Raw genomic sequence first — 23,998 nt, forward strand, 5'->3', positions numbered from 1 at the left:
GACTTCAGGAAGTCAGGACCAAGAAAGGCCGACCGTGCGACGCTCGTCCGCGTACGGGATGAAGTTTCAATTGTGCAGCAGCCTGTTGCACAATTGGCAGCCGCTCTTCTAGCGATCCATCGGTTGTGCTGACTGGTCAGGTCTGAACCACTGTCCCGTCAGCGATAGTGGGGTCCTTATGCACAGCGATGGCCTTCCGCAGCCCATCTACCATCTTCCCGTTGTGCTCGACCCAGGGACCAGCATCGAGCTCGCCTTCGGCCATCGCCTGCGTCGCCTGGTCAAGCATGGCTTCGTGCTCGGCCAGAAGCTGCTCGGCCCGCTGCAGGTGCTTCTGGTTGCCCTTGACCAGCATGTGGTCGCCGCAGCCGGCCGCGCAGGCCCCATGCGAGGCGCAGGGAGCCAGGCTCCAATCCGAAACGCACATGCCGATATCGGTGGTATGTGCGGTCGCGAACCGCGCCTTGAGGAAGTCCTCTCGCGCGGCAGGCCGAAGCTTCTTGACGGTGGCCGCGATCGAACCCTGCATGGCCTTCGACTTCGCGAGCTCCCGCATGACGCGTCCGAGCGGCGCCCCGCCTGTGTGGTCGTATGCTGCATTCTGGGAGACGTCCTTACGCCCCGACCAGCGGGCGATGTCGAGATCGGACAGGAGTCCCTCGTTGGCCATGTTGTTGAGGTAGTGCCTTGGCCCGTGCGAAGGCACTTTGAACGGCTTGCCGCTCGAATCGAGAATGTTCAAGCGTTCGAAGATCGATCGGCCGTCGCCGCCGACAAGGAAGTCGCGCATGTGACTCTGCGCCAGGAAGGTCGGGATCGGCGCGACGGGCTCCCTCGCTCGATGAAAATAGTTGTGTGGGAAGAGAAATAGATATTCCGAAAGCTTTCGGCCTTTCGGAACCTCCTTCATCACTTCTGCGACGTCCGATAGGATCGCGTCCTCGAGCTGCCCCTGATCATACCAGGATCGATGTTTCTCCCGGCGGGCGGTATGGCCGTGCACCTGCATCCAGTGCGTTGCGACACTGTGGCTCGCAAATCCCATGGCCGCAGCCACCTCCGTCGTCGTCATCGGCGTCTTCAGATCTCGCAAGCGCCATGTATCTGGGAGCCAAGCACGGCCGGGATGCTCTTCCATCCAGCGTGCGACCGCGCGGGACGGCTCCGTCAGCCGGATAAGATCCTTCACCGCGCGTTCGGCGATCGGCTTCATGTCCGTCGGCACAAATTTGACCGCATCCGGGGCTTCCTTAGAGCCTTCATGCGCTATTCCGAACTTGACCGATCCGTCGGGACGCTTGTCCCAGCGCTCGCAGTCGGCGCGCACGCCAAGCAGCTCGTTGATCCTCCAGGGCGCTGCGCGGATGTAGTGAAGGCGCCACGCAGCGAAGTTGTTCACGAGCCGGAGCTCAGAAATCAATCTCAAGTCCAGCGCCCCGTCGACTGCGTCGCATTCCCGGAAGTGCTCCGACCGCTGCAGGAAGCGAAGCGTATCGAACGTGTTCCGGACGTTGTCGACCGACGTCGTGGCAACGAGGTCGGCGATGTACTTGACGACGGCCGTCAGCAGACCGGGGGACTTGATGCCCAGATTCCGGAAGTCCAAGCGGACCGAGGAAACCGCGTGATTGAGACTCCAGACCCATCCGGACGCATCGACTGGAAGCTTGGCTCGGTCGTGGATCGTGCCTTGACTCGGAAAGTCGCCGAGTTCGACCGTAGAACGCTGAACTGCGGTCACTCGGCTTCTCCTCTGGTGAGCTTGTCCTGCATCACATCGAGGATCATAGCGGCCCGCTTGCGGATACGCCGGCGGCTATAGCGGGTGCCCTGATCGGACTGGCGCGTCCAACCCATCGCGTGATTGCGAACCTGCTTCTCGACCTCCGGAGTGATCTTGATCTCTTCCGCCGCCTCGCCGAGTTTATCATTCCAGGTCCGACGGTTGACGTGCGTCGAGAAATCCGCCGGGAGTCCAGGCACCTTCCTCAGTTCGAGGGACATGGCGTCGACCGCGCCGATGGACAGAGGCTTGCCCTGCTGCGAGAGGAACAGAAAGGGCGAGGTTTTGGCGTTCTCATAAGTTCGCCGATCGCCCACGATGTAGGCGTCCAGGGCGTCGTGCAGCCGATCTGTGAACTCGACCGGATGCGCCTTGGTTTTCGTGACCGGCTGCTGGGCACGTGTATCCTTCGGGTCGTCGGCGTTGCGGTGGACAGTCAACCCCGGGTCGTTGCCGCCCAGGCGAACGTCGCGCGTCTTGATGACAAGCGGCTCGGACCGTCGCAGTCCGCCGTCGATGTACAACAGCCAGAGGGCCTCGTTCCGCACCTGGTTGCGCGGTTTGAACGGATTGCTGGGGTCGCCGACGGTGATCGCGCGCACCAGGATTTCGCGCTGCTCCTCATTCAAACCCTCGAGCAGGTCGTTTTCGTAGACCGGGATGTCGCCGACGATCCATTCGTGGAGCTTATCCACCATCAAGCGCGCTTCGAACCGCCGCGGATCCCTGATGTCGAGCCGCAGGATGATGTCGTTGACACGCCACACTAGATAGTCCGCGCAGGCCTGCAGCCGGTTGCGCCAGTGTCCGTTGCCCACAATCTCGGGAAGGTCCTTGCTCTTGTCGCCGCTCGCCCGCTTGCGGGCCGTGCGAAGGTCGGCGCGAAAGGCGATGCGCAAGGCCTCGATCTCGGCGAGAGAGAACAGAGTCAGCGACTCGATCCGGTGTTCCAATGGAATACCCCGGACTGTGCACCAGTTGAGGAGCAGACAGACGGCGTCCATCTCCTTCCGCATGGTCGACAGCATCAGGCCACGGGCCCGCAGCGACACAGACGCATACACGACAGGCCAATCGACCGGCATGCCGTGGCCGTCGACTGCCATCGCGAAGCGTTCGCCAGACTTGAAGCGTACGACCTTCGTCGTGAAGGGTCCGTCCTTGCCGAAATCGAACATCCAGCCCCCCGCAATATCTGAGGCCGTTAGATGGATGCTGAACCCGCGTGACAGGAGTTACAAACCTGTTGTGCGGACGATTCCGCCAATTGGCTGGAATCGCTACCGAAATTGCAGGCTAGTTTACAAACCTAGGAAACCGTATTGGATTTTGAACAACAGTTTACAAAAGAACAAAACGAAACCGGCCGTAACATATTGTATTTACGGCCGGTTTCTCCATTTAGTTTACATTTCGGAAAAACACTATTCTAGAACGGGATGTCGTCGTCCATGTCGCTGTTGCGGCCGCCGCCACCGGCAGCAACGGCGCGGCGCGGCGCGCTGCTGACGGGACCGGAGGAGCCGAAATCGCCGCCCGGCTCCTCGCCGAAGCTGCCGCCTCCCCCACCGCCGCGGCCGTCGAGCATCGTGAGCGTCGAGTTGAAGCCCTGGAGCACGACTTCGGTGGAGTACTTCTCCACGCCGCTCTGGTCGGTCCATTTGCGGGTCTGGAGCGCGCCCTCGACGTAAACCTTGGCACCCTTCTTCAGGTACTGCTCGGCGACCTTGCAGAGCCCTTCATTGAAGATCACGACACGGTGCCACTCGGTCTTTTCCTTGCGCTCGCCGGTGTTCTTGTCGCGCCAGGTCTCCGAGGTGGCGACGCTCAAATTCGCAATCGGCCGCCCGTCCTGGGTACGGCGGATTTCAGGATCCTTGCCGAGATTTCCAACCAGAATGACCTTGTTGACGCTTCCCGCCATCGCCGCTCTCCGCTCCGAATGCCACTGAATTCATAAGGCCCGACCGCACCCCGCGGTCCTCAGCAACCTGTTGAGGCGACCCTATACGCTTGCGCGGACCGATCAGCCCATCGGCCCCCGGGTTATCCCCATATATAGCATCGGCCACCGGTTTGTTCCAGATTTGTTCCTGCGCGGGCGAGTGCGCAATGTTTGGGCCGGACGGTACCCACGCGCTGCCCAAATGGTTAGCGCTGGATGGAACCTTTCCCGGTTCCCGTGAACGACAAAAAGAACTTAACATTCATCAAGTTACGCGCGTTGCAGTTGCCGTGCGACTGTTGCATTTCGGCGACGGACTCTGCCTCCCGCTTAAGCTACGTTTGCCTTGGAATTAAGTTCATATGGGCGTCGCGCCTGATTGGCCGCTTCGGGGATTTCAAGAAGCGGATCGAAACTGGGGAGACTGCAATGAATAAGATTTTGTTTGGTGCAATCGGTGCAATGGCGTTGAGCCTGTCGGCTCCCGCAAGCGCGGCGGACCTCGCTGCGCGTCCCTACACCAAGGCCCCGCCCCCGATGGTCGCCGCCATCTACGACTGGAGCGGCTTCTACATCGGCATCAACGGCGGCTGGGGTACGAGCCGCAATTGCTGGGACTTCGTGACGCCGGTCGTCGGCACGCTGGTTGACGACGGCTGTCATGACTCATCGGGCGGCACGGTCGGTGGTCAGGTCGGCTACCGGTGGCAGTCCAGCAATTGGGTGTTTGGCGTGGAAGGCCAAGGCAACTGGGCTGACTTCAGCGGAAACAACATCAGCCCGACTGCTCCAGATCAGCAGAACCGTACGCGGATCGATGCGTTCGGCCTGATTACCGGCCAGATCGGCTATGCCTGGAATAACGTTTTGTTCTACGTGAAGGGTGGCGCCGCCGTCGTGGACGACAAATACGACCTCCTCGTCGCGCCAGGATTCGTGGGTGCAGGCACTGTCTTCGGTTCGGCCCGCGACACCCGCTGGGGTGGAACGGTCGGCGCGGGTGTCGAATTTGGCTTCGCCCCGAACTGGTCGGTGGGCGTCGAGTACAATCACATCTTCCTTGGCGATCGTAACGTCGACTTCAACTTCGCCGGCGCGTTCGTTCAGACCGAACGCGTCAGCCAGGACGTCGATATGGCTCTCGTCCGCGTGAACTACCGTTGGGGCGGCCCCGCGATCGCCAGGTACTGATCGCAAGCAGCGCTTCTTCTGACGAAAGGCCGGCCTCGTGCCGGCCTTTTTGCTGCTTCACGGCCTCGCGGAACAATAGGTCCATTACGTTTTGTAACTGTTGTGGCTTTTGAGAGACACAACTTGCAGCTTTGTTGGTGTAAGCACGACATCAGTTGGACCACAGCGTCCGATGCCCTTCCCTATCGTGGAAGGCACAACAGAAACTGGGACTGGGATTAGGTTGAAAATGAAGAAGGTTTTGTTGGCTTCGGCCTGTTTGTTCGCTCTTGCCGCCCCCGCGTCGGCTGCCGACCTTGCGGCTCGCCCGTACACGAAGGCTCCGGTGGCTGTGGCCTCGGTCTACAACTGGACCGGCTTCTACCTCGGTATCGTTGGCGGCGGCGCCTGGGAAAACGCTTCGGGCGACCCGAAGATGAAGGGTGGCTTCGTCGGCGGCACCGCCGGCTACAACTGGCAGACCGGCAACGTCGTGTTCGGTATCGAGGCCGATGGCGCCTGGGCTGACGTCAGCGCTACGGCGACCGGCGCCACTGTTGTCCCCGGCTTCGGCGTCGTGACCGCAACCGCGACCTCGAAGACCGATGCCATGGGCACCGTGCGCGGCCGCATCGGCTACGCCGTCAACCAGGTCCTGTTCTACGGCACCGGCGGCTACGCCTGGATCGACAACAAGATCACCCTCTCCGCTCTCGGCGTGACCGCGTCGGACAGCAAATGGCACTCCGGCTGGACCGTCGGTGCGGGCGTCGAAGCCTTCTTCGCTCCGCAGTGGTCGGTCAAGGGCGAGTACCTCTATCGCAGCCTCGGCGGCGAGACCTACTTCTCGGGCGCCCTCCCCACCGGCACGCTCAACTTCCACACCGTGCAGGTCGGCGTGAACTATCACTTCGGGGGCCCGGTGGTCGCGAAGTACTGATCTTCGCCACCGACGTCACATCGTCACGAAAGGCCGGCCTCGCGCCGGCCTTTTTGTTCTGGCGGTACGTTCAGCGCAGTTCCGCACTCTCTGCTGCTGCCAGATGCCGCCAGCACGCCAACAATCCGTTGACGATTCGCAACTCGCACTGGAAATCCGTCGCCGTTCTTCCTACGTTCGCTGACAACCCCATCGGCGCCGATCCCGGTTCCGGGCGAAGCGCGCCTTCACCATTGGCGCGGCCGCGCGTCTTTGGGATTCCCTAGGGACCACCGGGATGGATGAAGTGATCAAGGCGAAGCGCCAACAACAGAACGCGGGCTCCAGCCTGCGCGCAATTACGATCCGTGGCGCGCGCGAGCACAACCTCAAGAACATCGACGTCGAGATTCCCCGCGACAGGCTCGTAGTGTTCACCGGCCTGTCCGGCTCCGGCAAATCCTCGCTCGCCTTCGACACCATCTACGCCGAGGGCCAGCGCCGCTACGTCGAATCGCTGTCGGCCTATGCACGCCAGTTCCTGGAGATGATGCAGAAGCCCGACGTGGACCAGATCGACGGCCTGTCGCCGGCGATCTCGATCGAGCAGAAGACGACCTCGAAGAATCCGCGCTCCACCGTCGGCACCGTCACCGAGATCTACGACTACATGCGCCTCTTGTGGGCGCGCGTCGGCGTGCCCTATTCGCCGGCCACCGGCCTGCCGATCGAGAGCCAGACCGTCTCGCAGATGGTCGACCGCGTGCTGGCGCTGCCCGAGGGCACGCGCCTCTATCTGCTTGCCCCCGTCGTGCGCGGCCGCAAGGGCGAGTACCGCAAGGAGCTCGCCGAATGGCTCAAGAAGGGCTTTCAGCGCGTCAAGATCGACGGCACCTTCCATGAGCTCGCGGAAGCGCCGACGCTGGACAAGAAGTTTCCGCACGACATCGACGTCGTCGTCGACCGCATCGTGGTGCGCGCCGACATCGGCCAGCGTCTCGCCGAAAGCTTTGAGACCGCGCTGAAGCTCGCCGAGGGCCTCGCCGTCGTCGAATTCGCCGATGCGCCCGCGGCGGCGCCGGCCGAGGAAAAGAAGAAGACCGCGAAGATCCACGACAAGAGCGGGCCCGAGCGCATCCTGTTCTCGGAAAAGTTCGCCTGCCCGGTGTCCGGCTTCACGATCCCTGAGATCGAGCCGCGCCTGTTCTCGTTCAACAATCCCTATGGCGCGTGTCCTGCCTGCGGCGGCCTCGGCGTCGAGCAGCATGTCGACGAGGACCTCGTCATCCCCGACAAGGAGCTCGCCATCGGCAAGGGCGCGATCGCGCCCTGGGCCAAGTCGTCGTCACCCTATTACGTGCAGACGCTGACGGCGCTCGGCAAGCACTACAAGTTCACGCTGACCACCAAATGGAAGGATCTGCCCAAGAAGACGCAGAACGCGATCCTCTTCGGCTCCGGCGAGGATGAGATCAAATTCTCCTACGAGGATGGCGTCCGCTCCTACGACACCAAGAAGCCGTTCGAGGGCGTTATCACCAACATCAACCGCCGCTACCGCGAGACCGAGAGCGAGTGGGCGCGCGAGGAGCTGGCGAAGTATTTCCACGACGTGCCCTGCGGCGCCTGCAACGGCTTTCGGCTCAAGCCCGAGGCGCTCTGCGTCAAGGTCGGCACCAAGCATATCGGCGAGATCTCGGAGCTGTCGGTCAGGAAGGCCGGCGAGTGGTTCGAGACCGTGCCGGAGGCGCTGAACAAGCAGCAGAACGAGATCGCCGGCCGCATCCTCAAGGAGATCCGCGAGCGCCTCACCTTCCTGCTGGACGTCGGTCTCAACTACCTCACCCTCTCCCGCTCCTCCGGCACGCTGTCGGGCGGCGAGAGCCAGCGCATCCGCCTGGCCTCGCAGATCGGCTCGGGGCTGACCGGCGTGCTCTACGTGCTGGACGAGCCCTCGATCGGCCTGCACCAGCGCGACAATGCGCGCCTGCTCGACACCCTCAAGCGCCTGCGCGACCTCGGCAACACCGTGGTCGTGGTCGAGCATGACGAGGACGCCATTCGCCTCGCCGACTACGTGCTCGACATCGGCCCCGGCGCCGGCATGCATGGCGGCCACATCGTCGCCGAAGGCACGCCCGCCGAGATCATGCGCAATCCGAAATCGCTGACCGGAAAATACCTCACCGGCGAGCTCGAGGTCGAGGTGCCGGAGCGACGCCCGCCGAACCATCGCCGCACCATCAAGGTGGTCAACGCGCGTGGCAATAACCTCAAGAACGTCACCGCCGAGATTCCGCTCGGCCTGTTCACCTGCGTCACCGGCGTTTCCGGCGGCGGTAAGTCGACGCTCTTGATCGACACGCTCTACCGCGCCATCGCCCGCAAGCTGAACAATGCCAGCGAGGGCGCCGCGCCGCACGACCGCATCGAGGGCCTCGAGCACATCGACAAGATCATCGACATCGACCAGTCGCCGATCGGCCGCACGCCGCGCTCGAACCCCGCGACCTACACCGGCGCCTTCACGCCGATCCGCGAATGGTTTGCGGGCCTCCCCGAAGCCAAGGCGCGCGGCTACGAGCCCGGCCGCTTCTCCTTCAACGTCAAGGGCGGCCGCTGCGAGGCCTGCCAGGGCGACGGCGTCATCAAGATCGAGATGCACTTCCTGCCCGACGTCTACGTCACCTGCGATGTCTGCAAGGGCAAGCGCTACAACCGCGAGACGCTCGAAGTCCTGTTCAAGGGCAAGAGCATCGCCGACGTGCTCGACATGACCGTCGAGGAAGCCGCCGACTTCTTCAAGGCGGTGCCGCGCGTGCGCGAGACCTTCCAGACCCTGCATCGCGTCGGCCTCGACTACATCCACGTGGGTCAGCAGGCCACCACGCTGTCAGGCGGCGAAGCCCAGCGCGTCAAGCTCGCCAAGGAGCTGTCCAAGCGCGCCACCGGCCGCACGCTCTACATCCTGGACGAGCCGACCACCGGCCTGCACTTCCACGACGTCAAGAAGCTCCTGGAGGTGCTGCACGAGCTGGTCGCGCAGGGCAACACCGTCGTCGTCATCGAGCACAATCTCGAAGTCATCAAGACCGCCGACTGGGTCATCGACCTCGGCCCCGAAGGCGGCGACGGCGGCGGCGAGATCGTCGCCTGGGGCCCGCCGGAAGACATCGCGAAAGCGCCAAGGAGCTATACGGGCAAGTTTCTGGAGCCGGTGCTGAAGAAGGCCAGGAAGCCGAAGCGCGGGAGGACGAGCGAGGCGGCGGAGTAACTATCTCATGCTCGAAGACCGCTGCGACCAACGACTAAGAATTGTTGGCCCTGCTCTTTGCTCTGGAGGATTGGCCTGATGCTCGTACCCGAGCGGGTCCGCCAATGCGTGTGCTTCCTAGGCATTAAGCAGGCAGATCAATTTCGACCTCGCGCAACGGCATTCGCCGTCGAGATCGACGAGCAGGAATGCCGCTGGAGCTACCTTGTAACTGCTGAGCACGTTGTTGCCAGATCCTTGGCGCTGGGCCATGACCTTTGGTTACGAGTCAATAGAAGGACTGGTGAACCAGCCGAGATCAAGATCGATCCCTCGGATTGGTATTTCCACCCGAACTCTGCCGAGTCCGCAACTGATGTTGCGGTTTGTCCGATCAGTTTCGATCACGGCGAGGAGATGATTGCCCCCGTACCGATCTATGGACCGAGATCGGTCGCCGCCACGCGAGCAGTTATGGACGACGTCAGGATGGGTGTCGGCGATGAGGTCGTCGTAGCTGGACTTTTTCGCAGCCATTACGGGCAGCAAAAAAACGTTCCCATTGTCCGAGTGGGAAACGTAGCGATGCTCGACGGGGAACCCGTTAAAACCAAGAATGGCAGTTATGTGGAGGCCTACTTGATCGAGGCTCGATCAATCGGAGGATTGAGCGGATCGCCCGCCTTTATCCATTTGCCTGCGATAAGGACGATCGACGGTAAGACTAACCTCCTTCGCCAGAAATCCACCTACCAACTCTATCTTCTTGGGCTGGTGCATGGGCATTTCGATTTGGAAGACCTAAACTTAGATGTGGCCTTAGAGAACGCAAGCGACGCATCGTCTGGAATTCACTCTGGAATAGGCATCGTCATTCCTGTCGAAAAGATTATCGATACAATCATGCAGCCAAAACTAGTCGATGCGAGGGCGAAGATTGTTCAAGAAACTAAGCACGACACGGCTTAGTCACGCGGCGTATCCAGCTCAATGCATGGCTTCCGCGAGTGCAGGGGGAAGCTGAGCGTCGATCAGGTAAAGCAAGCTATTTGGCCGCTATGATCGGGTGGTCAACCTGACGCGCGGCATAAGCGAGCACTGCGTCGATATCCGCCTCTTCCAGATACGGATAGTCCTCGAGAATGCTCTTGCGCGATTGACCGGCGGATAGCAGTCCCAGGACGTCGGCGACCGTGATGCGCAGATCGCGAATGCAGGGGCGTCCATGCATACGCTGCGGATCGACCGCAATCCTTGCCAGTAGCTCCGACATCTGTCACCTCTGGGGGTTAATATAGCATCTCCGATAGCATCTGTCAGCGCATCGCTCGCGGACCGGATGCGCAGGTCCGCCCGACACTTCCACTCCCCCATGCCCTACGCCCTCGCCATCTTCGACCTCGACGGCACCCTCGCCGACAGCTTCCCCTGGTTCCTGCGCACCATCAACGACGTCGCCGACCGCTTCGGCTTTCGCCGTGTGGCCGATGAGGACGTCGAGGGGCTGCGGCATGCCTCGTCGCGCGAGATCCTCAACCGGCTCGAGGTGCCGCTGTGGAAGCTGCCGGCGATCGCGCGGCATGCGCGGCGGCTGAAGGCGGAGGCAGCTAGCGAGATTTCGCTGTTCGCGGGCGTCGAGGCGATGCTGCGGACGCTGGCCGAGAACGGCGTGCAGCTCGCGCTGGTGACCTCCGACAGCGAAGCCAATGCGCGCGAGAAGCTCGGCGAGACCGCCGCGCTGTTTGCGCAGTACGACTGCTCTGCGTCGATCTTCGGCAAGCCTGCGAAATTCCGCCGGGTCGTCCGCCGCGCCGGCGTGGACCCAAGCCGCGTGATCGCGATCGGCGACGAGGTCCGCGACATCGAGGCGGCGCGCGCGGTCGGTATCGCCTGCGGTGCGGTCAGCTGGGGCTATGCGGCCCCCGCGGCGCTGCGGGCGCACGAACCGGACCACATGTTCGAACACATGCGCGACATTGCCGAGACATTATGCGGAAACGTAGGGTGGATTAGCGAAGCGTAATCCACCACTGTGCGTATCCGCAGAGACAAAAGAGGTGGGTTACGCTGGCGGACTGCGCTTCGCGCAGCCGCAGGCTAACCCACCCTACGAACTGTTCGGGGAGACGTCGATGACACTCACGGACGCAAGCCGCCTCAAGCTCCTGGCGCCGCCGGTCGGCCAGTTGCGTGTCGTGCTCGACACCGACACCTATAACGAGATCGACGATCAGTTCGCGCTGGTGCAGATGCTGCTGTCGCCGGAACGCTTCGACGTCGAGGCGATCTACGCCGCGCCGTTCTTCAATGCGCGCGCGGACAGTCCCGGCCACGGCATGGAGCTGAGCTATCAGGAAATCCTTCGCCTGCTGGAGCGCCTGCATGTCGCGCCGGATGGCCTGGTTCATCGCGGCGTCACCGACTATGTCGGCCCCGGCAAGACAGCGCAGGCGGCGCCTGCCGTCGATGACCTCATCGCCCGGGCGCGCGCGGGCTCGCCTGACAACCCGCTCTACGTCGTCGCCATCGGCGCCATCAGCAACGTCGCCTCCGCACTGCTCAAAGCCCCTGATATCATCGACCGTATCGTGGTGGTCTGGCTCGGCGGCCATGCGCTGGAATGGCCCCACACGGTCGAGTTCAATCTGAAGCAGGACGTCGGCGGTGCCCAGGTGCTGCTCGACAGCGGCGTGCCGCTCGTCCTCGTCCCGTGCATGGGCGTCACCTCGCGCCTCCACTCGACGGTGCCGGAGATCGAACGATACGTCGAACCTCACGGCAGCATCGGCGCGTTTCTCGCCATGCGCTTCAAGGAATATTCGTCCGACCACATGGGCTGGGCCAAGGAAATCTGGGACATGGCGCCGGTCGGCTGGCTGCTGAACCCCGTGTGGGCACCGAGCGTGATCATCCCCGCCCCCGTCCTCACGGATCAGATGACGTGGAGCGTCGATCGCCGGCGCCATTCGATCCGCTACGTGACCTATGTGGATCGCAACCCGATCCTGAAGGATTTCTTCGTGAAGCTGAAGGCGTTTGCCGGATCGTAGCCCGTAGCCCGGATGGAGCGAAGTCCGTAGCCCGGATGAGCGAAGCGACATCCGGGACCGCCCGTGCTTGAAACGAGACCCGCATGTCGCTGCGCTCATGCGGGCTACAGGATAATCTACCCTACTCCGTCCGCCGCAAGAACGCCCCGAACGCGCGCGGGCCGTCGCCGGTCCTGATCTCGCCGATCACCTTCAGCTCAGCGGCGTCGATGATAACAAGCGTGTTGCTCTCCCAGCAGGCGACGATGACGCGCTTGCCGTCGGCGGTAGCGTTGATGCCTTCGGGGTAGTCGCCGACAGTGATGCGCTTCACCGGCTTCAACGTCGCAACATCGAACACGCTGACGGTGCCGCCATACTGGTCGGTGACGAAGCCGCGCCCTTGCGCCAGCGCCACCGCATAGGGACGCATCCCGACCGGCACGCGGCCGATCTCGGACCCAGCGGCGATGTCGATCACGGAGACGTCGTTGGAGCCGACATTGGCGGTGTAGGCGCGCTTGCCCTCGGCATCGATGGTGACGCCGAACGGGCGCGTGCCGACCTTGATGATCGCCTTGCGCGCGCGCGCCGCGGTGTCCACGACCGAGACGCTGTCGTCGTCGCGGTCCGCCGAGAGCAGCAGCTTGCCGTCGGGCGTCACCGCCAGGCCCGACGGCGAGGCGCCGACCGCGATGCTGGCCGTGACGCTCCGCGTCGCCGCGTCGATCACCCGCACCGCGGCGGCATACCAATCGGCGACATAAACCGTCTTGCCGTCAGGCGCCACCGCAATGCCGAGCGGGCCGCCGCCGACCTCGATCCGCCCCACGACCTGCCGCGTCGCTGCGTCCACCACCGTCACCGCCTTGGCATCCGGGCTCGTGACATAGGCAAAGCGGCCGTCGGCGCTGACCGCGACGCCCGCCGGCTTGCCGCCAATCGGGATGGTTGCCACCGCACGTGCGGTGGCGAGGTCCACGACCATCAGATCGTCGCTGAGCTGGTTGGTGACGAACGCCTCTTCGGCGAACGCGCTGCCGAGGCAGGCAAGGCTGGCGGCGAGCGCCGCCAGGACCAGCGCCCGCACGGTCAGCTTCCGCTCTCGATCTTCTTCTTGAGCGCTTCGAGGCCGGCCTGATAGAGCCCCTTCACCGCCTTCACCGCGGCCTCGTCGCTCAGCTCCGGCGGCGGATCGTTGTTGGGAAAGCCGCGATAGAACGCGCCGGCCCATTCCAGCGTCGAGGCCTTGCCGTCGGCGCTCGGCGTCACCGTCAGCGTCGAGGAATAATTGGTGACCGGCAGCACCTTCACGTCGACAGTGGTGATCCGGTAGGAATAGGTCATCGCGGCCGCGTCGAACTTGTAGAGCTCCTCGTCCACGGTCGCCCCGCCGGTCAGGGTCAGCCGCCGCGTCGCGCCGATCTCGTTGCCCTTCTCGCCCTCGGTCTTGGTGACGGGCGGGAGCCAGCTCATGTCCTGGAAATTGCCGATCACCGCCCACACCCTGGCCGGGGCCGCGTTGATCTCGATGGATTCGCGCACCTTCTGCCGGGTCGGCCCGTGTGCCCAAACCGGCTCAAACGCGGCCGTCAGAGCCATCCCCGCCACCGCCAGCGCCGCCACCCCGGCGACCGCCGTTCCGCTTCTCATCCTCATACCGTTTCCTCACTCCTGGATCTGCGCGACTTGAGGCGCGCTGCGATCATCGTAGCGCATTTTCGGGCCGTGGGGAGACCGGTTCGTGGCACGGCTGTGGCGGGGATCGCGACCCGCATCCACGCCATCCCTTGCGTTGCCCGACGGGCAAGACACACAAGAGAGGGGTCAATCCGTCAGGATCAAAACAATTCGCTTTACGCGAATTCGGAATTATCGCATGCTTCAGCCATCCCAACCCGGCCGAGGGGCGTTATCGCGATCGTCACGACACGCGGGATGGGACGTGGTGGACGCAGGCGGCGTCGGCGCGAAGGTGATTTGCAGGGCGGCTGACGCCGTGAGCAACTGCCTGCGCGCACACGACCGGTGCAGCCTGCGTACGGCAAAATCGTGTGGTCCTGGCATCCGGGGTCTGTGTGCCAAGTCTTGCGGTGACGTGTGCTGCCCGACCGGGCGGGCGCGTCAGCCATCCGCAAGGCGACGGGGGCAATAGTGCATCGCTCCCCGAGGAGATCACGACATAAGCCGTAAAACCACTGCGCAGGGAAGGCCGGATGTTTGGCTTCACCTGTATGCCGCTGTGCATCTGTTTTTCGCGCATATGCGCACAGCGGACCGCGGGTGCCAGCCGGCACCCGGCCTTCCCTGCGCCCTCGGCACCTTTGAGGGCGGTGAATGCCGCAAAGCTCGGGCACGATGTGCCGCGAGGACGCGAAGTCGTGTCCCGTGTCGTCCGTAAGCGAAGCCGATGAAACTCTGGACCAAAACTCCGTCAGGCCGCGTCGGCCGGCCTCACCCGCCGAGCGATCTCCGCGCCCTTCTCTCGCTCGACGACACCAATGTCGTACTGCCCTTGCAAGTCCAACCAGAATTGAGGGCTATTGCCGAAGTAGCGTCCGAGACGCACCGCCGTGTCTGCGGAGATACCGCGACGTCCATTCAAGATATCGGTAATCCGGCCCGAGGGGACGCCGATGTCAATTGAAAGCCTGTTGGCGCTGAGACCACGCGCCGTCATTTCGCGTTTGAGCAAACGTCCGGGGTGCACAAGAGGAGGCATACATTTCAGCCCTTATGATAGTCGACGATTTCAACCTCGTAGGCGTCGCCCTTGCTGAACTCGAAGCAGATGCGCCAGCGCTCGTTGACTGTCATCGCCCATTGTCCTTTGCGATCGCCCTTCAGCTTATGCAACCCGACGCTCTTCAACGGACTCAGGTCACCAAGCGATTTTGCGACGTTCAACGCGAGCAGCAAATCAACCGCCGCCTCGAAGTCGAGCCCGCGAAACTGGTTCGGAGTCGTCATCCCAGACCACGGCAATGGATACGGCATTCAGTCCGCCAACGTAGCCTCCACGAATCCACGTGGATCGTCGCAGAACTCCCGCATCACCCGGTAATGATCGGTTTGCTCCACCGTCACCGGCTCCAGGCCGTATTTCCCGAGCCGAAGCAGCTGCGCGTTGGGATAGGCCATCAGCATCGGCGAATGGGTTGCCATGATGACCTGGCAGATGCGGGAATCGTCCATGCGTCGCAAAAGCTTCAGAAATTCGATCTGACGCGCCGGCGACAGCGCCGATTCCGGCTCGTCGAAGATGAAGATACCCTGACGCTGGCAGCGCTCTTCGAAGAAGCGCAGAAAACCTTCGCCATGGGAATGCGACAGGAAATCCGGGCCGACCTGGCCGGCATCGCGTGCGGCCTTGTCGAGATATCGCGCCACCGAGAAAAAACTCTCGGCGCGGAAAAACCAGCCATTGGTGATCTTCGGCAGCCAGCTTGCGCGCAACGCCTTGGAAAGCTGGCCGCCCATCTTCTCGCGCGCGTCGGAATGATCGACCGGCATGTACCCCTTCCCGCCACCGGCATCGTCGTAGCCGGCGAGCGCGGCGATACCCTCGAGCATCGTCGACTTCCCGGTGCCATTCTCCCCGACGATAACAGTGATGGCGGCATCGAAGTTGAGTTCGAAATCATCCGGAAAGATCGGCAGGCAAAACGGATAAGCCTCGCGATCGTGAACCCGCGACGGGTCGAGCCAGACCCGCTTCAGGTAAGGCGCCGGCAGGTTGATCGTGCGATTGCTTCTTCGGCTCATGCTCGGCTTCCAACCCATTCGGATCGATCTTTTGACAGGAACATATCAGGAACGAAACCCTCGCGAAAGCCGCGCCTGAGAAACATATAGCAATAAAACCCGTTATGCGTCACTTGTACGCAAATTAAAACCTCAGATTGTAGCCAGAATCGCCCTAGGAAGACCTAGCTACGAGACAGTTTGCAGGCATGAGGCCAGCCCCCACCTCGCGACCCCGCAATGATTGACGGACGTCCGGGACCGTACAGCCGCGAGGATGCGCGATGGTGACCACGTATTTCAGTTACAACTACATTACGCGCAATCTCAAGCAGTCCCTGACGCGGATCGAACAGCAACCGGACGTGGCACGAGAGGCCGCCTATTACAAAGCCAACATCGGCAAGGTGAAGTCCGTCAACGATTTCATGAAGGACTATCGCCTGTATCACTATGCGATGAAGGCGTATGGCCTGGAGGACATGGCGTACGCCAAGGCTTTCATGAAAAAGGTGCTGGAGAGCGACCTCTCCGACGCAACGAGCTTTGTCAACAAGCTGGTCGACAAGCGTTACCGGGAGTTTGCCGCGGCATTTTCCTTCAACGGCACTGCGACGCCGGTTGCGCAATCAGAGGACCAGACCGATGAGACGATCGGTCTGTACACGGCAACCAAGAAGAGCCAGGTCGATGCACTTGCCGACGATACGAATTACTACAGCGCCCAGATCGGCAACATCAGCACTGCAGACCAGCTCCTGAACAACGATCGTCTTCGCAACTACGTCTATTCGGCATTCGGGATCGATGAGAGCAAGTGGCCGCGCGACACGATAAGTCAGGTCCTGCGCAGCGATCCATCCGATCCAAACAGCTACGTCAACACCACCTTCGCGTCTCAGTTGCCGGGGCTCAACGCCCAGCTCGCACAAGCCAAATCGGACGTGAGCGCCACCAATACGAAGATCGCCGACTACTCGGCCCAACTCTCGCAACCAGGCGCTGACGTGCCCCAGTTGAAGGTCCAGATCCTGGTCGAAAAATATCACCTGGAGTCATACACGAAGAGCATTTCCAGCCTCAACGACCAGATAGCGACGATTGGCGAGTTTGTAGACCTGGCCGGCGCGTTCGAGTTTTCGCCTGACGGGTCCCTGCCGTCCGGCGTGTCTGCGCAGACTGCTGCAAACGTCACGCTCACGAAACAGCGGTTCGATGACAGCAAGTCCGCCGTCTATGCGGCGGCAAGCCCGCTGAACGAAGCTCTGGCAATCACGCAATTCAGATCGGCCATCCTCAAGGTCAATTCGCTCCAGGCGTTCGTATCGACACCAGCCGTGTACAATTTTGCGCTGGGCGCCGTCGGCCTCGATCCCGGAACGGTCTCGCAGGCCACCGTCAAGGCTGTCCTCGAAAGCGACCTCAGCGATCTCAAGAGCTACGTCTATACGCTCAAGGACGACCGATACGTAAAGCTCGCACGGGCCTTCAACTTCGACGCAAGAGGCAATCTGACGACCCCCTTGGTGGCTCAGGACCCGGCAGAAGTCCTCCAGATCGCGAAGGACTACGTCATTGCAGTGCTAAAACAGGCAAGCCCTGAGCAGCAGAAAGCAGTTCGGGAACAAGCCCAGAAAGACGCGACGTCCTATCAGGAAGCCATCGCGAGCATCGACAGCGCTTCCGAGCTGCTTGCGAACCGGAAGATGGTCGATTTCATTCTCGTCGCCAAGGGTTTGGACCCCAAGAAGGTCAGCACCGACTATCTCAAGAAGATCTTCGCGTCCGACCTGAATAATCCAAAGAGCTTCGCGAACACGCAGAGCGATCCTCGCTTTGCCGAAATCGCGTCGTCGTTCAATTTTGACAGCAAGGGCAACGTCGCGCGCCTTGCGATGATGGGTCCGCAGAAGCAAGACCAATTCCGGGACACGCAGGCGAACTATCTCGAGCAAAGCCTGGAGCAGCAGCAAGGGGATACGAATCCCGGCGTGCGCCTGGCGCTCTATTTCAAGCGAAAGGCGGGGGAAATCACGTCCGCATACGACATCCTTGCCGACAAGGCTCTTTCGGAGGTGTTCAGGACCACTTTCAATTTGCCTGATTCGATGGCTGCGATGCCGATCGATCAGCAGGCCAAATTCGTGGACAGATTCATGAAGATCAAGGATCTGTCCGATCCCGCGAAGGTCGAAAAGCTGTTGGGCCGTTTCTCCGCCATGTATGACATCAGAAACAGCCAGAGCACCGGTCAGGGTCAATCTCCCTTGCTCGACCTCTTCCAAGGGGCGAGTTCAGGGGTCAGTGAATCCACGTTCTTGGCCATTGCCAAGCTACGTTCTCACTGATGATCGCTCGCCGATACTAACCCAATACCTCGAGCACCAGCTCCATGGTCATCAGCACGGGATTGTCGCCACGGATCAGACGGCCCTCCGCAATGCCGCCGGTGTAGTCGATCAGGGCAATGTCGAGCGTGGCCTCCGGTGCGCCCGAAGGGCCCAGTACGATCGTCCCCGCCGCCACCGCAAGCTCGGTCGCAAACGGCTCGGTCACGCCGCCGTCGGTGAAGCGCGCTCCGATGGTCGAGCCGACACCGCCATGGATTTTCGCGCGCAAAAGACCGTGCTCGCGACAGAATGCTTCGAGACAGAAGGCAAAATCCTGATTGGGCCGCAGGCGCAGCGCGAACGCGCGGCTCGTGGTGCGCGCACCGCTGCTCGCAGCAGGCACCGGCCCGAACAGCTTGAAGTTCGTCTCGGGATCGGGCTCGGCGGTGAACATTGCGCCATCAACGCCGAAGGCTTCGACCTCGAACGGCTCGGCGACAACAGTCTCGTCCGGCAGCATATGGCCGCCGCCTGGCCTGCCGTCCGCCTCGGTCCAAAGCCCATGGCAATGAAAGAACGGCGCGCCGTCGCGCATGCCGAGCGTCATGCTGCCGAGCTTCGTGCGCGTCACGCCCTTGGGCCGGAACGTCTCGCTGTAGAAGGCGGCATTCTCGCCGGTCTTCGACAGCGCCGGCATCACATAGGCGAACGGTCCGAGCGTGCCGCTGCCAAAATTCAGCACGCCGCTCGTAAAGCCTTCTGCCGCAAAGCCGCGGCGCGCGGCTTCCAGCAGCGGCAGGCCTGCCTGAAGCGTGAACGCGAAGGCGCGTCCCCTCGCCTCCACCCATTGGATGCGTTCTGCGCGAGGTGCGCCCGGCTGCTTGATGCTGCGCATGACCTTCGCTCAGCCTGTTTTCGTCGTATCGAGGTCGAGCAATCCGCGCGCCTCGAGTTCGTCGCGGACCATGCGCTTCGGCACCTTGCCATAGCCGGACTTCGGCAGCGCCTCCCAGAAGAAGAAGCGTTTTGGCATCTTGTAGCGTGGCACCTTCGGACCGAGGAACGCCGCCATCTCCGCTTCACTCACCGGCTTCGCTCCCTCGCGCGCAACACAGACGGCCACGCCGACCTCGCCCCAGGTCGCATCGGGCACGCCGAGCACGGCGACCTCGCCGACCGCAGGATGCGTCAGGATCTTCTCCTCGATCTCGCGCGGATAGATGTTGGAGCCGCCGGAGATGTACATGTCGGAGGCGCGGCCGGTGATGTAGACGAACCCCTCCTCGTCCATGTGGCCGAGATCGCCGGTCCGGAACCAGCCGTTGCGGAACGCCTTCGCATTGGCCTCGGGGTTGTCGTAATAGCCGGCGAGCACCGCAGGACCGATCACGCAGATCTCGCCGCTCTGGTTCGCCCCGAGCTCGCGGCCCTCGTCGTCCTGGATCGAGACCTGCATACCGGTGCGCTCGAAGCCGCAAGTGCCGATCTTCGCATGCGGGCCGTCCTCGGGGTCGTGCAGCGCCGCCGGCAGCACGGTGATGTTGCCGGTGACCTCGCCCAATCCAAAATACTGCACGATGACCCTGCCGAGCTTCTTCAGCGCGGCCTTCTGGTCCTCGCGATACATCGGCGCGCCGGCATAGATCACGTGACGCAGCGAGGAGTGATCGTATTTGTCGGCGGCGGGATGCTCGACCATCATCTTCAGGATCGTCGGCACGGTGAAGAGATTGCTGACCCGATGCTTTTCGATCAGGCGGAACGCCTCGTCGATGTCGAACTTCTCGGTCGGCAGCAGCACGGTACGTACACCGCGCGCGGTCTGCACCAGTTGATGCACGCCGGCTCCATGCGAGAGCGGCGCCACCACCAGCGAGGCATCGTCCTCGGTGACGCCAGGTGTCAGATCGGCGAGATGGTTGGTGACGACAAAGCCCATCTGGCCGTGGGTCAGCACCGCCGCCTTGGAGCGGCCCGTGGTGCCGGAGGTGAAGAAGAACCAGCAGGGATCGTCGTGCTCGACAGCGACGTTCTCGACCGCGCGACCCGCCTGCGACGCGATGGCGTCCGCAACCGACGTCTCGCCGAACGCGCCCTTGCCGTCAATGCTCCAGGTGAACGCGAGCGCGCCGCCGCTCACGGCCGCCGCGTGCTCGGGAAAATCGACGTGGCACAGAAACGCCTTCGCGCCGGAGGCCTGCGCGAGATAGGAGACCTCGTCCGGCATCAGGCGGAAATTGGTGGGCACCCAGACCGCACCGAGCCGGAACGCCGCGAACATCGAGAAGAACATCTCGTCGCCATTCTTGGCATGGACGAGGATGCGGTCGCCCTTCGCGATGCCACGCGCGGCGAGCGCCGCCGCCAGCGCCGAGACCCGCGCGTCGATCTCGCGCCAGGTCCAGGATTTGTCCCCCCAGACGAAGCCGGGACGCGATCCATGCCGCCGGGCATTCTGGGTCAGCATGTGAGCGAGATTCATGACGCGGCGGGACATGCGCAGGGGCTGCATGGGGCTTCCTCTTCGACGGCGGACAGCGCGCAAGCCGCCCGCTCCTTGCAGCCCATTTATCGCCAACGCCCGCACCGCCGCAAGGCCGCCGGCCGCGCACCTGCTCTACGGCTGCTTGAACGCGAACGGCGTCGCCGTGATCGCCTTCGCCTTGACGCAGGCCTGCGCGCCAAAACCGCCGCAATAGCTGCCATGCAGATCGAACCGGATGGTGCGCGCGGCGCCGCGCTTCACCGGCGATGCCACGATCTTGTAGCTGCGGACATAGCCGTCGAACACGGGGCGCACGCTGCCGTCCGGCAGCGTCACCAGGATGTTCATGACGCAGCCGCCGGTTCCGCAATAGGTGGTCTCGCGCTCCCCGCATTTGGTGTCGCGGAAATCGACGATGTAGTCGTCGCGGCCGTCGCCGGTCAGGTCGATCCTGCGCACCGTGTCCGGTGCAAAGGTTACCGCGCCACCGTCCTGGCTGTCGCATTCCTCATTGGCGTGGCGCAGCGCCTTCTGCACACCGGCTGGATAGTCGGCCGGGTTGAACGATTTTGCGTCGTCGGCGCGCGCAGCGGTGACGAGCAGAGCGAGCAGGAGGATGAAACAGCGCATGCACATTTGTCGCCGACGCAGCCGCGACCGTTCAGGGAATTTTAAACATGATCGGCGCAACCTCAGCCAGTTCTCGCGTACAGAGTGCCGCATCATGGTCAAAGCGCCCGCCTTCCTCCTGCTATCGCTGGCGCTTGCCGGATGTGCCGTGGCGCCGCAGGCGCATCTCGCTTCCGATCCCGCCTTCAAGCCTGCGCGCTATGCCTGGGATGGTGCCGGCGAGGATCCCAACCAGCCGCGATCCGTCTCGGGATCATCGCGCGTAACGCGATCCGCCGCAGCATCCGAGCGCGACAGATCGCAAGCAGGCCTTCAGCCCTATTCGAAGGAATGGTGGCAGGCGCAGGACGGCATCGAGGCCGAGCAGGACGCCAGGGTCAACCGCTCCCTCGTCATCTGCCAGGGCTGCCTCCGCCAGCAGCCGCAGCCCGAGGACGCGCGGCTGGCCAAAGCGACCGATTGAACCGAACGGCCGCTCCATCAGTCTACAGCGATACGCGCTGACGCCGGCCGCTCAGGCCTGTCGTCGCGCGCCATCACCTCAGGGACATTTCATGCTCACCCGCCGGACCTTCGTCGTCGCCTCTCTGCTTGCCACTACCTCCCCGGCATTCGCCGTGACGCCCGCCCCCAGCGATCCCGTCGCCATCCTGACCGCGATCTACTCGCGCGCGGCCAAGGGCAAGGGCGATGGCGGTGGTGCCTTCGTCATCGAGAACAAGGCGGCCAAGGCAAAATATCTCTCGAAGGCGCTGGCTGCGCTGTGGGCCAAGGCGGATGCGCATACGCCCAAGGGCGACGTCGGACCGGTCGATTTCGATCCCGTCACCAACTCGCAGGAACCGGACGTGAAGTCGTTCAAGGTTGACGCCGAGAAGATGGAGGCCGACAAGGCGACACTTGCGGTGACCATCACCGGCCACCGCAACGACCGCAAACCCGCCGACCTGATCGTGCGTTACGACTTCGTGCGCGAGGCTGGTAGCTGGCGGATCGACGACATCAAGGGCTCCTCCGACGGCGAAGCTTGGTCGATCCGCAAGATGCTGACCGACTCGCTGAAGAGCTGACCGGAGACGACATGAGCGACGTCATCAACAACAAGGCCCATCACCGCTATGAACTGGAGGTGGAGGGCCATCTTGCGACCGAACATTACAAGCTCGACGGCAACGTCATCACGTTCGAGCACACGGATGTGCCGAAAGAGCTCGGCGGCAAGGGCGTCGGCTCGAAGCTGGTGCAAGGCGCGCTCGACCAGGTCCGAGCAGCCGGCTTGAAGCTGATCCCGCAATGCCCGTTCGTCAAAGCGTGGATCGAGAAGCACCCGGACTATCGGGACCTCGTGGAAAGATAAGCGAGCGCAGGCCCGCCGATCCCGCGGCGGGCCTGCCAAAATCCGCAGCCTATTGTCCGTGCTTCAGCATATCCTGGTCACTCAGACCCCAGTCCTGCCACAGCTGGAGCACGCCGAGGAGCACCGCTGCCGCTCCGAGACCGGTATGGTAGACCCGGAGAAAACCTTCGCCGGAATAGCCGAGCACGTAGGGCGAGACGATGAGCCACAGCCCGACCAGGATCGTCGCCACCTCCTGCCAGCGCTGCAACGCGACATATTCGAGCTGGCTGAGGCCAAATACGACGAGGCCGATTGCGACCGTGTTCAGGACCATCGTCTCGTGTCCGCCGATCCCCGGGCGATCCTGGATGGGGAACCACGGCGACGCAGCAATCAGCGCACCGAGCAGCATCCCGCACCAGTCTTCCCATGTTCGATGAGTATTCAAGAAACCAAAGTCCGACATCGTACCCTCCTACAGAAGAGGCATACGTCTGCGGCTGGCGATCACGACACTCCGAATGTCTGGCGACCGTGCCGGCCGCATTCGGGCGTATGTCCTCTCAAGGACGTGGGAACCGCCGCGGAACTTGCAAGAGCAGGGTCAGGAAATATTAGGGTCCGGCAACCTCCCTTGAACCTCCCTTGGCCGCGCTTGCCAAGTGCGGGGGCGGGCTCCTAGATCGGCAAGCAATACGCACTTCGGAAGGAGCTTGCATGGCGGCACCGGTACGCGACAACAAGGACAGGAGCCGCTTCGAGCTCGATATCGGCAGCGAGGTCGCCTTCGCCAATTACCGGCTGACCCCGTCGGCGGTGATCATCACCCATACCGAGACGCCACGCGCGCTGCGCGGCCGTGGCATCGCCTCCGAGCTGGTCAAGGGCGCGCTGGATCTGATCCGCCGCGACGGCAGGAAGGTGATCGCTGGCTGCGGCTTCGTGGTCGACTATCTCGACAAGCATCCGGAGGATGCGGACCTCGTTGCCTGAACGCAAGAGGGCCCACGATCCCGCGGGCCCTTGGCTGCGTCCGAGCGATCGATCAGTGCTTGATCTCCGGCGGCAGCTTGCCGCCATTGGCGGCGAGCTTGGACATCACCTGCTTATGCAGCCAGACGTTCATGCTCGCGGAATCGTTGGTGTCGCCGCTGTAGCCGAGCTCCCGGGCGAGATCCTTGCGCGCGGCGAGGCTCGAGTCGATGTCGAGCGCCTTCATCAGGTCGACGATCGAGGTACGCCATTCCAGCTTCTCGCCCTTGTGCGCGGCGACCGCCTTGTCGACGATGGCTGCGACGTCGACCGCTGCCATGGGCGCGGCTGCGCCCGGCGCGGCCCCTGCGGGGGCGCCGCCCGGAGCTGCGCCGCCTG

25 protein-coding genes are annotated in these 23,998 nt (G+C 62.9%); 11 read left to right on the top strand and 14 right to left on the bottom strand.

The features are described 5' to 3' along the window. Positions 1 to 136 precede the first annotated feature (136 nt). The 3 genes from XI09_RS05170 to XI09_RS05180 form a co-directional block, all read right to left on the bottom strand. Entirely contained in the window at positions 137 to 1,741 is a 1,605-nt protein-coding gene (locus tag XI09_RS05170) for a hypothetical protein (RefSeq protein WP_271565899.1), read from the bottom strand. Further along, positions 1,738 to 2,961, bottom strand: coding sequence for a tyrosine-type recombinase/integrase (locus XI09_RS05175; protein WP_271565900.1), 1,224 nt, complete (start codon positions 2,959 to 2,961; stop codon positions 1,738 to 1,740). Before XI09_RS05175 ends, XI09_RS05170 begins: the two co-directional genes overlap by 4 nt. A gap of 251 nt (positions 2,962 to 3,212) precedes the next feature. Beyond that, entirely contained in the window at positions 3,213 to 3,707 is a 495-nt protein-coding gene (locus XI09_RS05180) for a single-stranded DNA-binding protein (RefSeq protein ID WP_271565901.1), read from the bottom strand. Between the two features lie 450 nt (positions 3,708 to 4,157). Here XI09_RS05180 and XI09_RS05185 point away from each other — a divergent pair, with 450 nt between their 5' ends. From XI09_RS05185 to XI09_RS05200, 4 genes are all read left to right on the top strand, one after another. After that, positions 4,158 to 4,919: an outer membrane protein gene (locus XI09_RS05185; protein ID WP_271565923.1), complete on the top strand. Its 762-nt coding sequence runs from the start codon at positions 4,158 to 4,160 to the stop codon at positions 4,917 to 4,919. A gap of 229 nt (positions 4,920 to 5,148) precedes the next feature. Continuing rightward, positions 5,149 to 5,838 (top strand): outer membrane protein, encoded by a 690-nt coding sequence (locus XI09_RS05190; protein WP_271565902.1) that lies wholly within the window; start codon positions 5,149 to 5,151, stop codon positions 5,836 to 5,838. Between the two features lie 277 nt (positions 5,839 to 6,115). Then, positions 6,116 to 9,091: an excinuclease ABC subunit UvrA gene (gene uvrA, locus XI09_RS05195; RefSeq protein ID WP_271565903.1), complete on the top strand. Its 2,976-nt coding sequence runs from the start codon at positions 6,116 to 6,118 to the stop codon at positions 9,089 to 9,091. 78 nt (positions 9,092 to 9,169) lie between these two features. After that, positions 9,170 to 10,039 (top strand): hypothetical protein, encoded by an 870-nt coding sequence (locus tag XI09_RS05200; RefSeq protein ID WP_271565904.1) that lies wholly within the window; start codon positions 9,170 to 9,172, stop codon positions 10,037 to 10,039. 76 nt (positions 10,040 to 10,115) lie between these two features. On the opposite strand, the gene XI09_RS05205 is transcribed toward XI09_RS05200, so the two are convergent. Next, positions 10,116 to 10,343 carry a DUF433 domain-containing protein gene (locus XI09_RS05205; RefSeq protein ID WP_271565905.1) on the bottom strand — a complete coding sequence of 76 codons (228 nt, stop codon included), beginning with the start codon at positions 10,341 to 10,343 and terminating at the stop codon, positions 10,116 to 10,118. Positions 10,344 to 10,442: 99 nt separating this feature from the next. On the opposite strand from XI09_RS05205, the gene XI09_RS05210 reads away from it, so the two are divergent. Together XI09_RS05210 and XI09_RS05215 are read left to right on the top strand one after the other, a co-directional pair. After that, on the top strand, positions 10,443 to 11,093 hold the full coding sequence (locus tag XI09_RS05210; RefSeq protein ID WP_271565906.1) for an HAD family hydrolase: 651 nt from the start codon (positions 10,443 to 10,445) through the stop codon (positions 11,091 to 11,093). A gap of 109 nt (positions 11,094 to 11,202) precedes the next feature. Beyond that, a complete protein-coding gene (locus XI09_RS05215) occupies positions 11,203 to 12,120 on the top strand; it encodes a nucleoside hydrolase (RefSeq protein WP_271565907.1) in 918 nt (305 codons plus the stop codon). Positions 12,121 to 12,241: 121 nt separating this feature from the next. On the opposite strand, the gene XI09_RS05220 is transcribed toward XI09_RS05215, so the two are convergent. The 5 genes from XI09_RS05220 to XI09_RS05240 form a co-directional block, all read right to left on the bottom strand. Continuing rightward, on the bottom strand, positions 12,242 to 13,189 hold the full coding sequence (locus XI09_RS05220; RefSeq protein WP_271565908.1) for a YVTN family beta-propeller repeat protein: 948 nt from the start codon (positions 13,187 to 13,189) through the stop codon (positions 12,242 to 12,244). A gap of 2 nt (positions 13,190 to 13,191) precedes the next feature. Continuing rightward, entirely contained in the window at positions 13,192 to 13,758 is a 567-nt protein-coding gene (locus XI09_RS05225) for an SRPBCC family protein (RefSeq protein ID WP_271565909.1), read from the bottom strand. A 775-nt stretch (positions 13,759 to 14,533) separates the two neighbouring features. After that, entirely contained in the window at positions 14,534 to 14,821 is a 288-nt protein-coding gene (locus XI09_RS05230; protein WP_027546629.1) for a HigA family addiction module antitoxin, read from the bottom strand. 5 nt (positions 14,822 to 14,826) lie between these two features. Continuing rightward, positions 14,827 to 15,096 (bottom strand): type II toxin-antitoxin system RelE/ParE family toxin, encoded by a 270-nt coding sequence (locus tag XI09_RS05235; RefSeq protein WP_271565910.1) that lies wholly within the window; start codon positions 15,094 to 15,096, stop codon positions 14,827 to 14,829. After that, the gene (locus XI09_RS05240) at positions 15,097 to 15,864 is read right to left on the bottom strand and encodes an AAA family ATPase (protein ID WP_271565911.1); all 768 of its coding nucleotides are present in this window, start codon (positions 15,862 to 15,864) and stop codon (positions 15,097 to 15,099) included. It lies immediately after the preceding gene. A 263-nt stretch (positions 15,865 to 16,127) separates the two neighbouring features. On the opposite strand from XI09_RS05240, the gene XI09_RS05245 reads away from it, so the two are divergent. Continuing rightward, positions 16,128 to 18,191, top strand: coding sequence for a DUF1217 domain-containing protein (locus tag XI09_RS05245; RefSeq protein WP_271565912.1), 2,064 nt, complete (start codon positions 16,128 to 16,130; stop codon positions 18,189 to 18,191). Positions 18,192 to 18,207: 16 nt separating this feature from the next. On the opposite strand, the gene XI09_RS05250 is transcribed toward XI09_RS05245, so the two are convergent. From XI09_RS05250 to XI09_RS05260, 3 genes are all read right to left on the bottom strand, one after another. Beyond that, on the bottom strand, positions 18,208 to 19,068 hold the full coding sequence (locus tag XI09_RS05250) for a PCC domain-containing protein (protein ID WP_271565913.1): 861 nt from the start codon (positions 19,066 to 19,068) through the stop codon (positions 18,208 to 18,210). Positions 19,069 to 19,077: 9 nt separating this feature from the next. Next, the gene (locus XI09_RS05255) at positions 19,078 to 20,685 is read right to left on the bottom strand and encodes an acyl-CoA synthetase (RefSeq protein ID WP_271565914.1); all 1,608 of its coding nucleotides are present in this window, start codon (positions 20,683 to 20,685) and stop codon (positions 19,078 to 19,080) included. A gap of 105 nt (positions 20,686 to 20,790) precedes the next feature. Continuing rightward, a complete protein-coding gene (locus XI09_RS05260) occupies positions 20,791 to 21,288 on the bottom strand; it encodes a hypothetical protein (RefSeq protein ID WP_271565915.1) in 498 nt (165 codons plus the stop codon). 94 nt (positions 21,289 to 21,382) lie between these two features. On the opposite strand from XI09_RS05260, the gene XI09_RS05265 reads away from it, so the two are divergent. From XI09_RS05265 to XI09_RS05275, 3 genes are all read left to right on the top strand, one after another. Further along, a complete protein-coding gene (locus XI09_RS05265; protein ID WP_271565916.1) occupies positions 21,383 to 21,751 on the top strand; it encodes a hypothetical protein in 369 nt (122 codons plus the stop codon). Positions 21,752 to 21,842: 91 nt separating this feature from the next. Next, positions 21,843 to 22,358, top strand: a complete 516-nt coding sequence (locus tag XI09_RS05270) for a DUF3828 domain-containing protein (protein ID WP_271565917.1) — start codon at positions 21,843 to 21,845, stop codon at positions 22,356 to 22,358. A gap of 11 nt (positions 22,359 to 22,369) precedes the next feature. Further along, positions 22,370 to 22,645 (top strand): GNAT family N-acetyltransferase, encoded by a 276-nt coding sequence (locus XI09_RS05275; RefSeq protein WP_271565918.1) that lies wholly within the window; start codon positions 22,370 to 22,372, stop codon positions 22,643 to 22,645. Positions 22,646 to 22,694: 49 nt separating this feature from the next. On the opposite strand, the gene XI09_RS05280 is transcribed toward XI09_RS05275, so the two are convergent. Then, the gene (locus XI09_RS05280; RefSeq protein WP_271565919.1) at positions 22,695 to 23,093 is read right to left on the bottom strand and encodes an SPW repeat protein; all 399 of its coding nucleotides are present in this window, start codon (positions 23,091 to 23,093) and stop codon (positions 22,695 to 22,697) included. A gap of 251 nt (positions 23,094 to 23,344) precedes the next feature. Between XI09_RS05280 and XI09_RS05285 the strand changes: the two genes are divergently transcribed. Continuing rightward, positions 23,345 to 23,620, top strand: coding sequence for a GNAT family N-acetyltransferase (locus XI09_RS05285; RefSeq protein WP_092181385.1), 276 nt, complete (start codon positions 23,345 to 23,347; stop codon positions 23,618 to 23,620). A 52-nt stretch (positions 23,621 to 23,672) separates the two neighbouring features. Here XI09_RS05285 and XI09_RS05290 read toward each other — a convergent pair. Further along, a partial coding sequence (locus tag XI09_RS05290; protein WP_271565920.1) for a DUF3597 domain-containing protein occupies positions 23,673 to 23,998 on the bottom strand: 326 nt, incomplete at its 5' end.

This window comes from Bradyrhizobium sp. CCBAU 11386 (genome assembly GCF_028128955.1).
Lineage (GTDB): Bacteria > Pseudomonadota > Alphaproteobacteria > Rhizobiales > Xanthobacteraceae > Bradyrhizobium.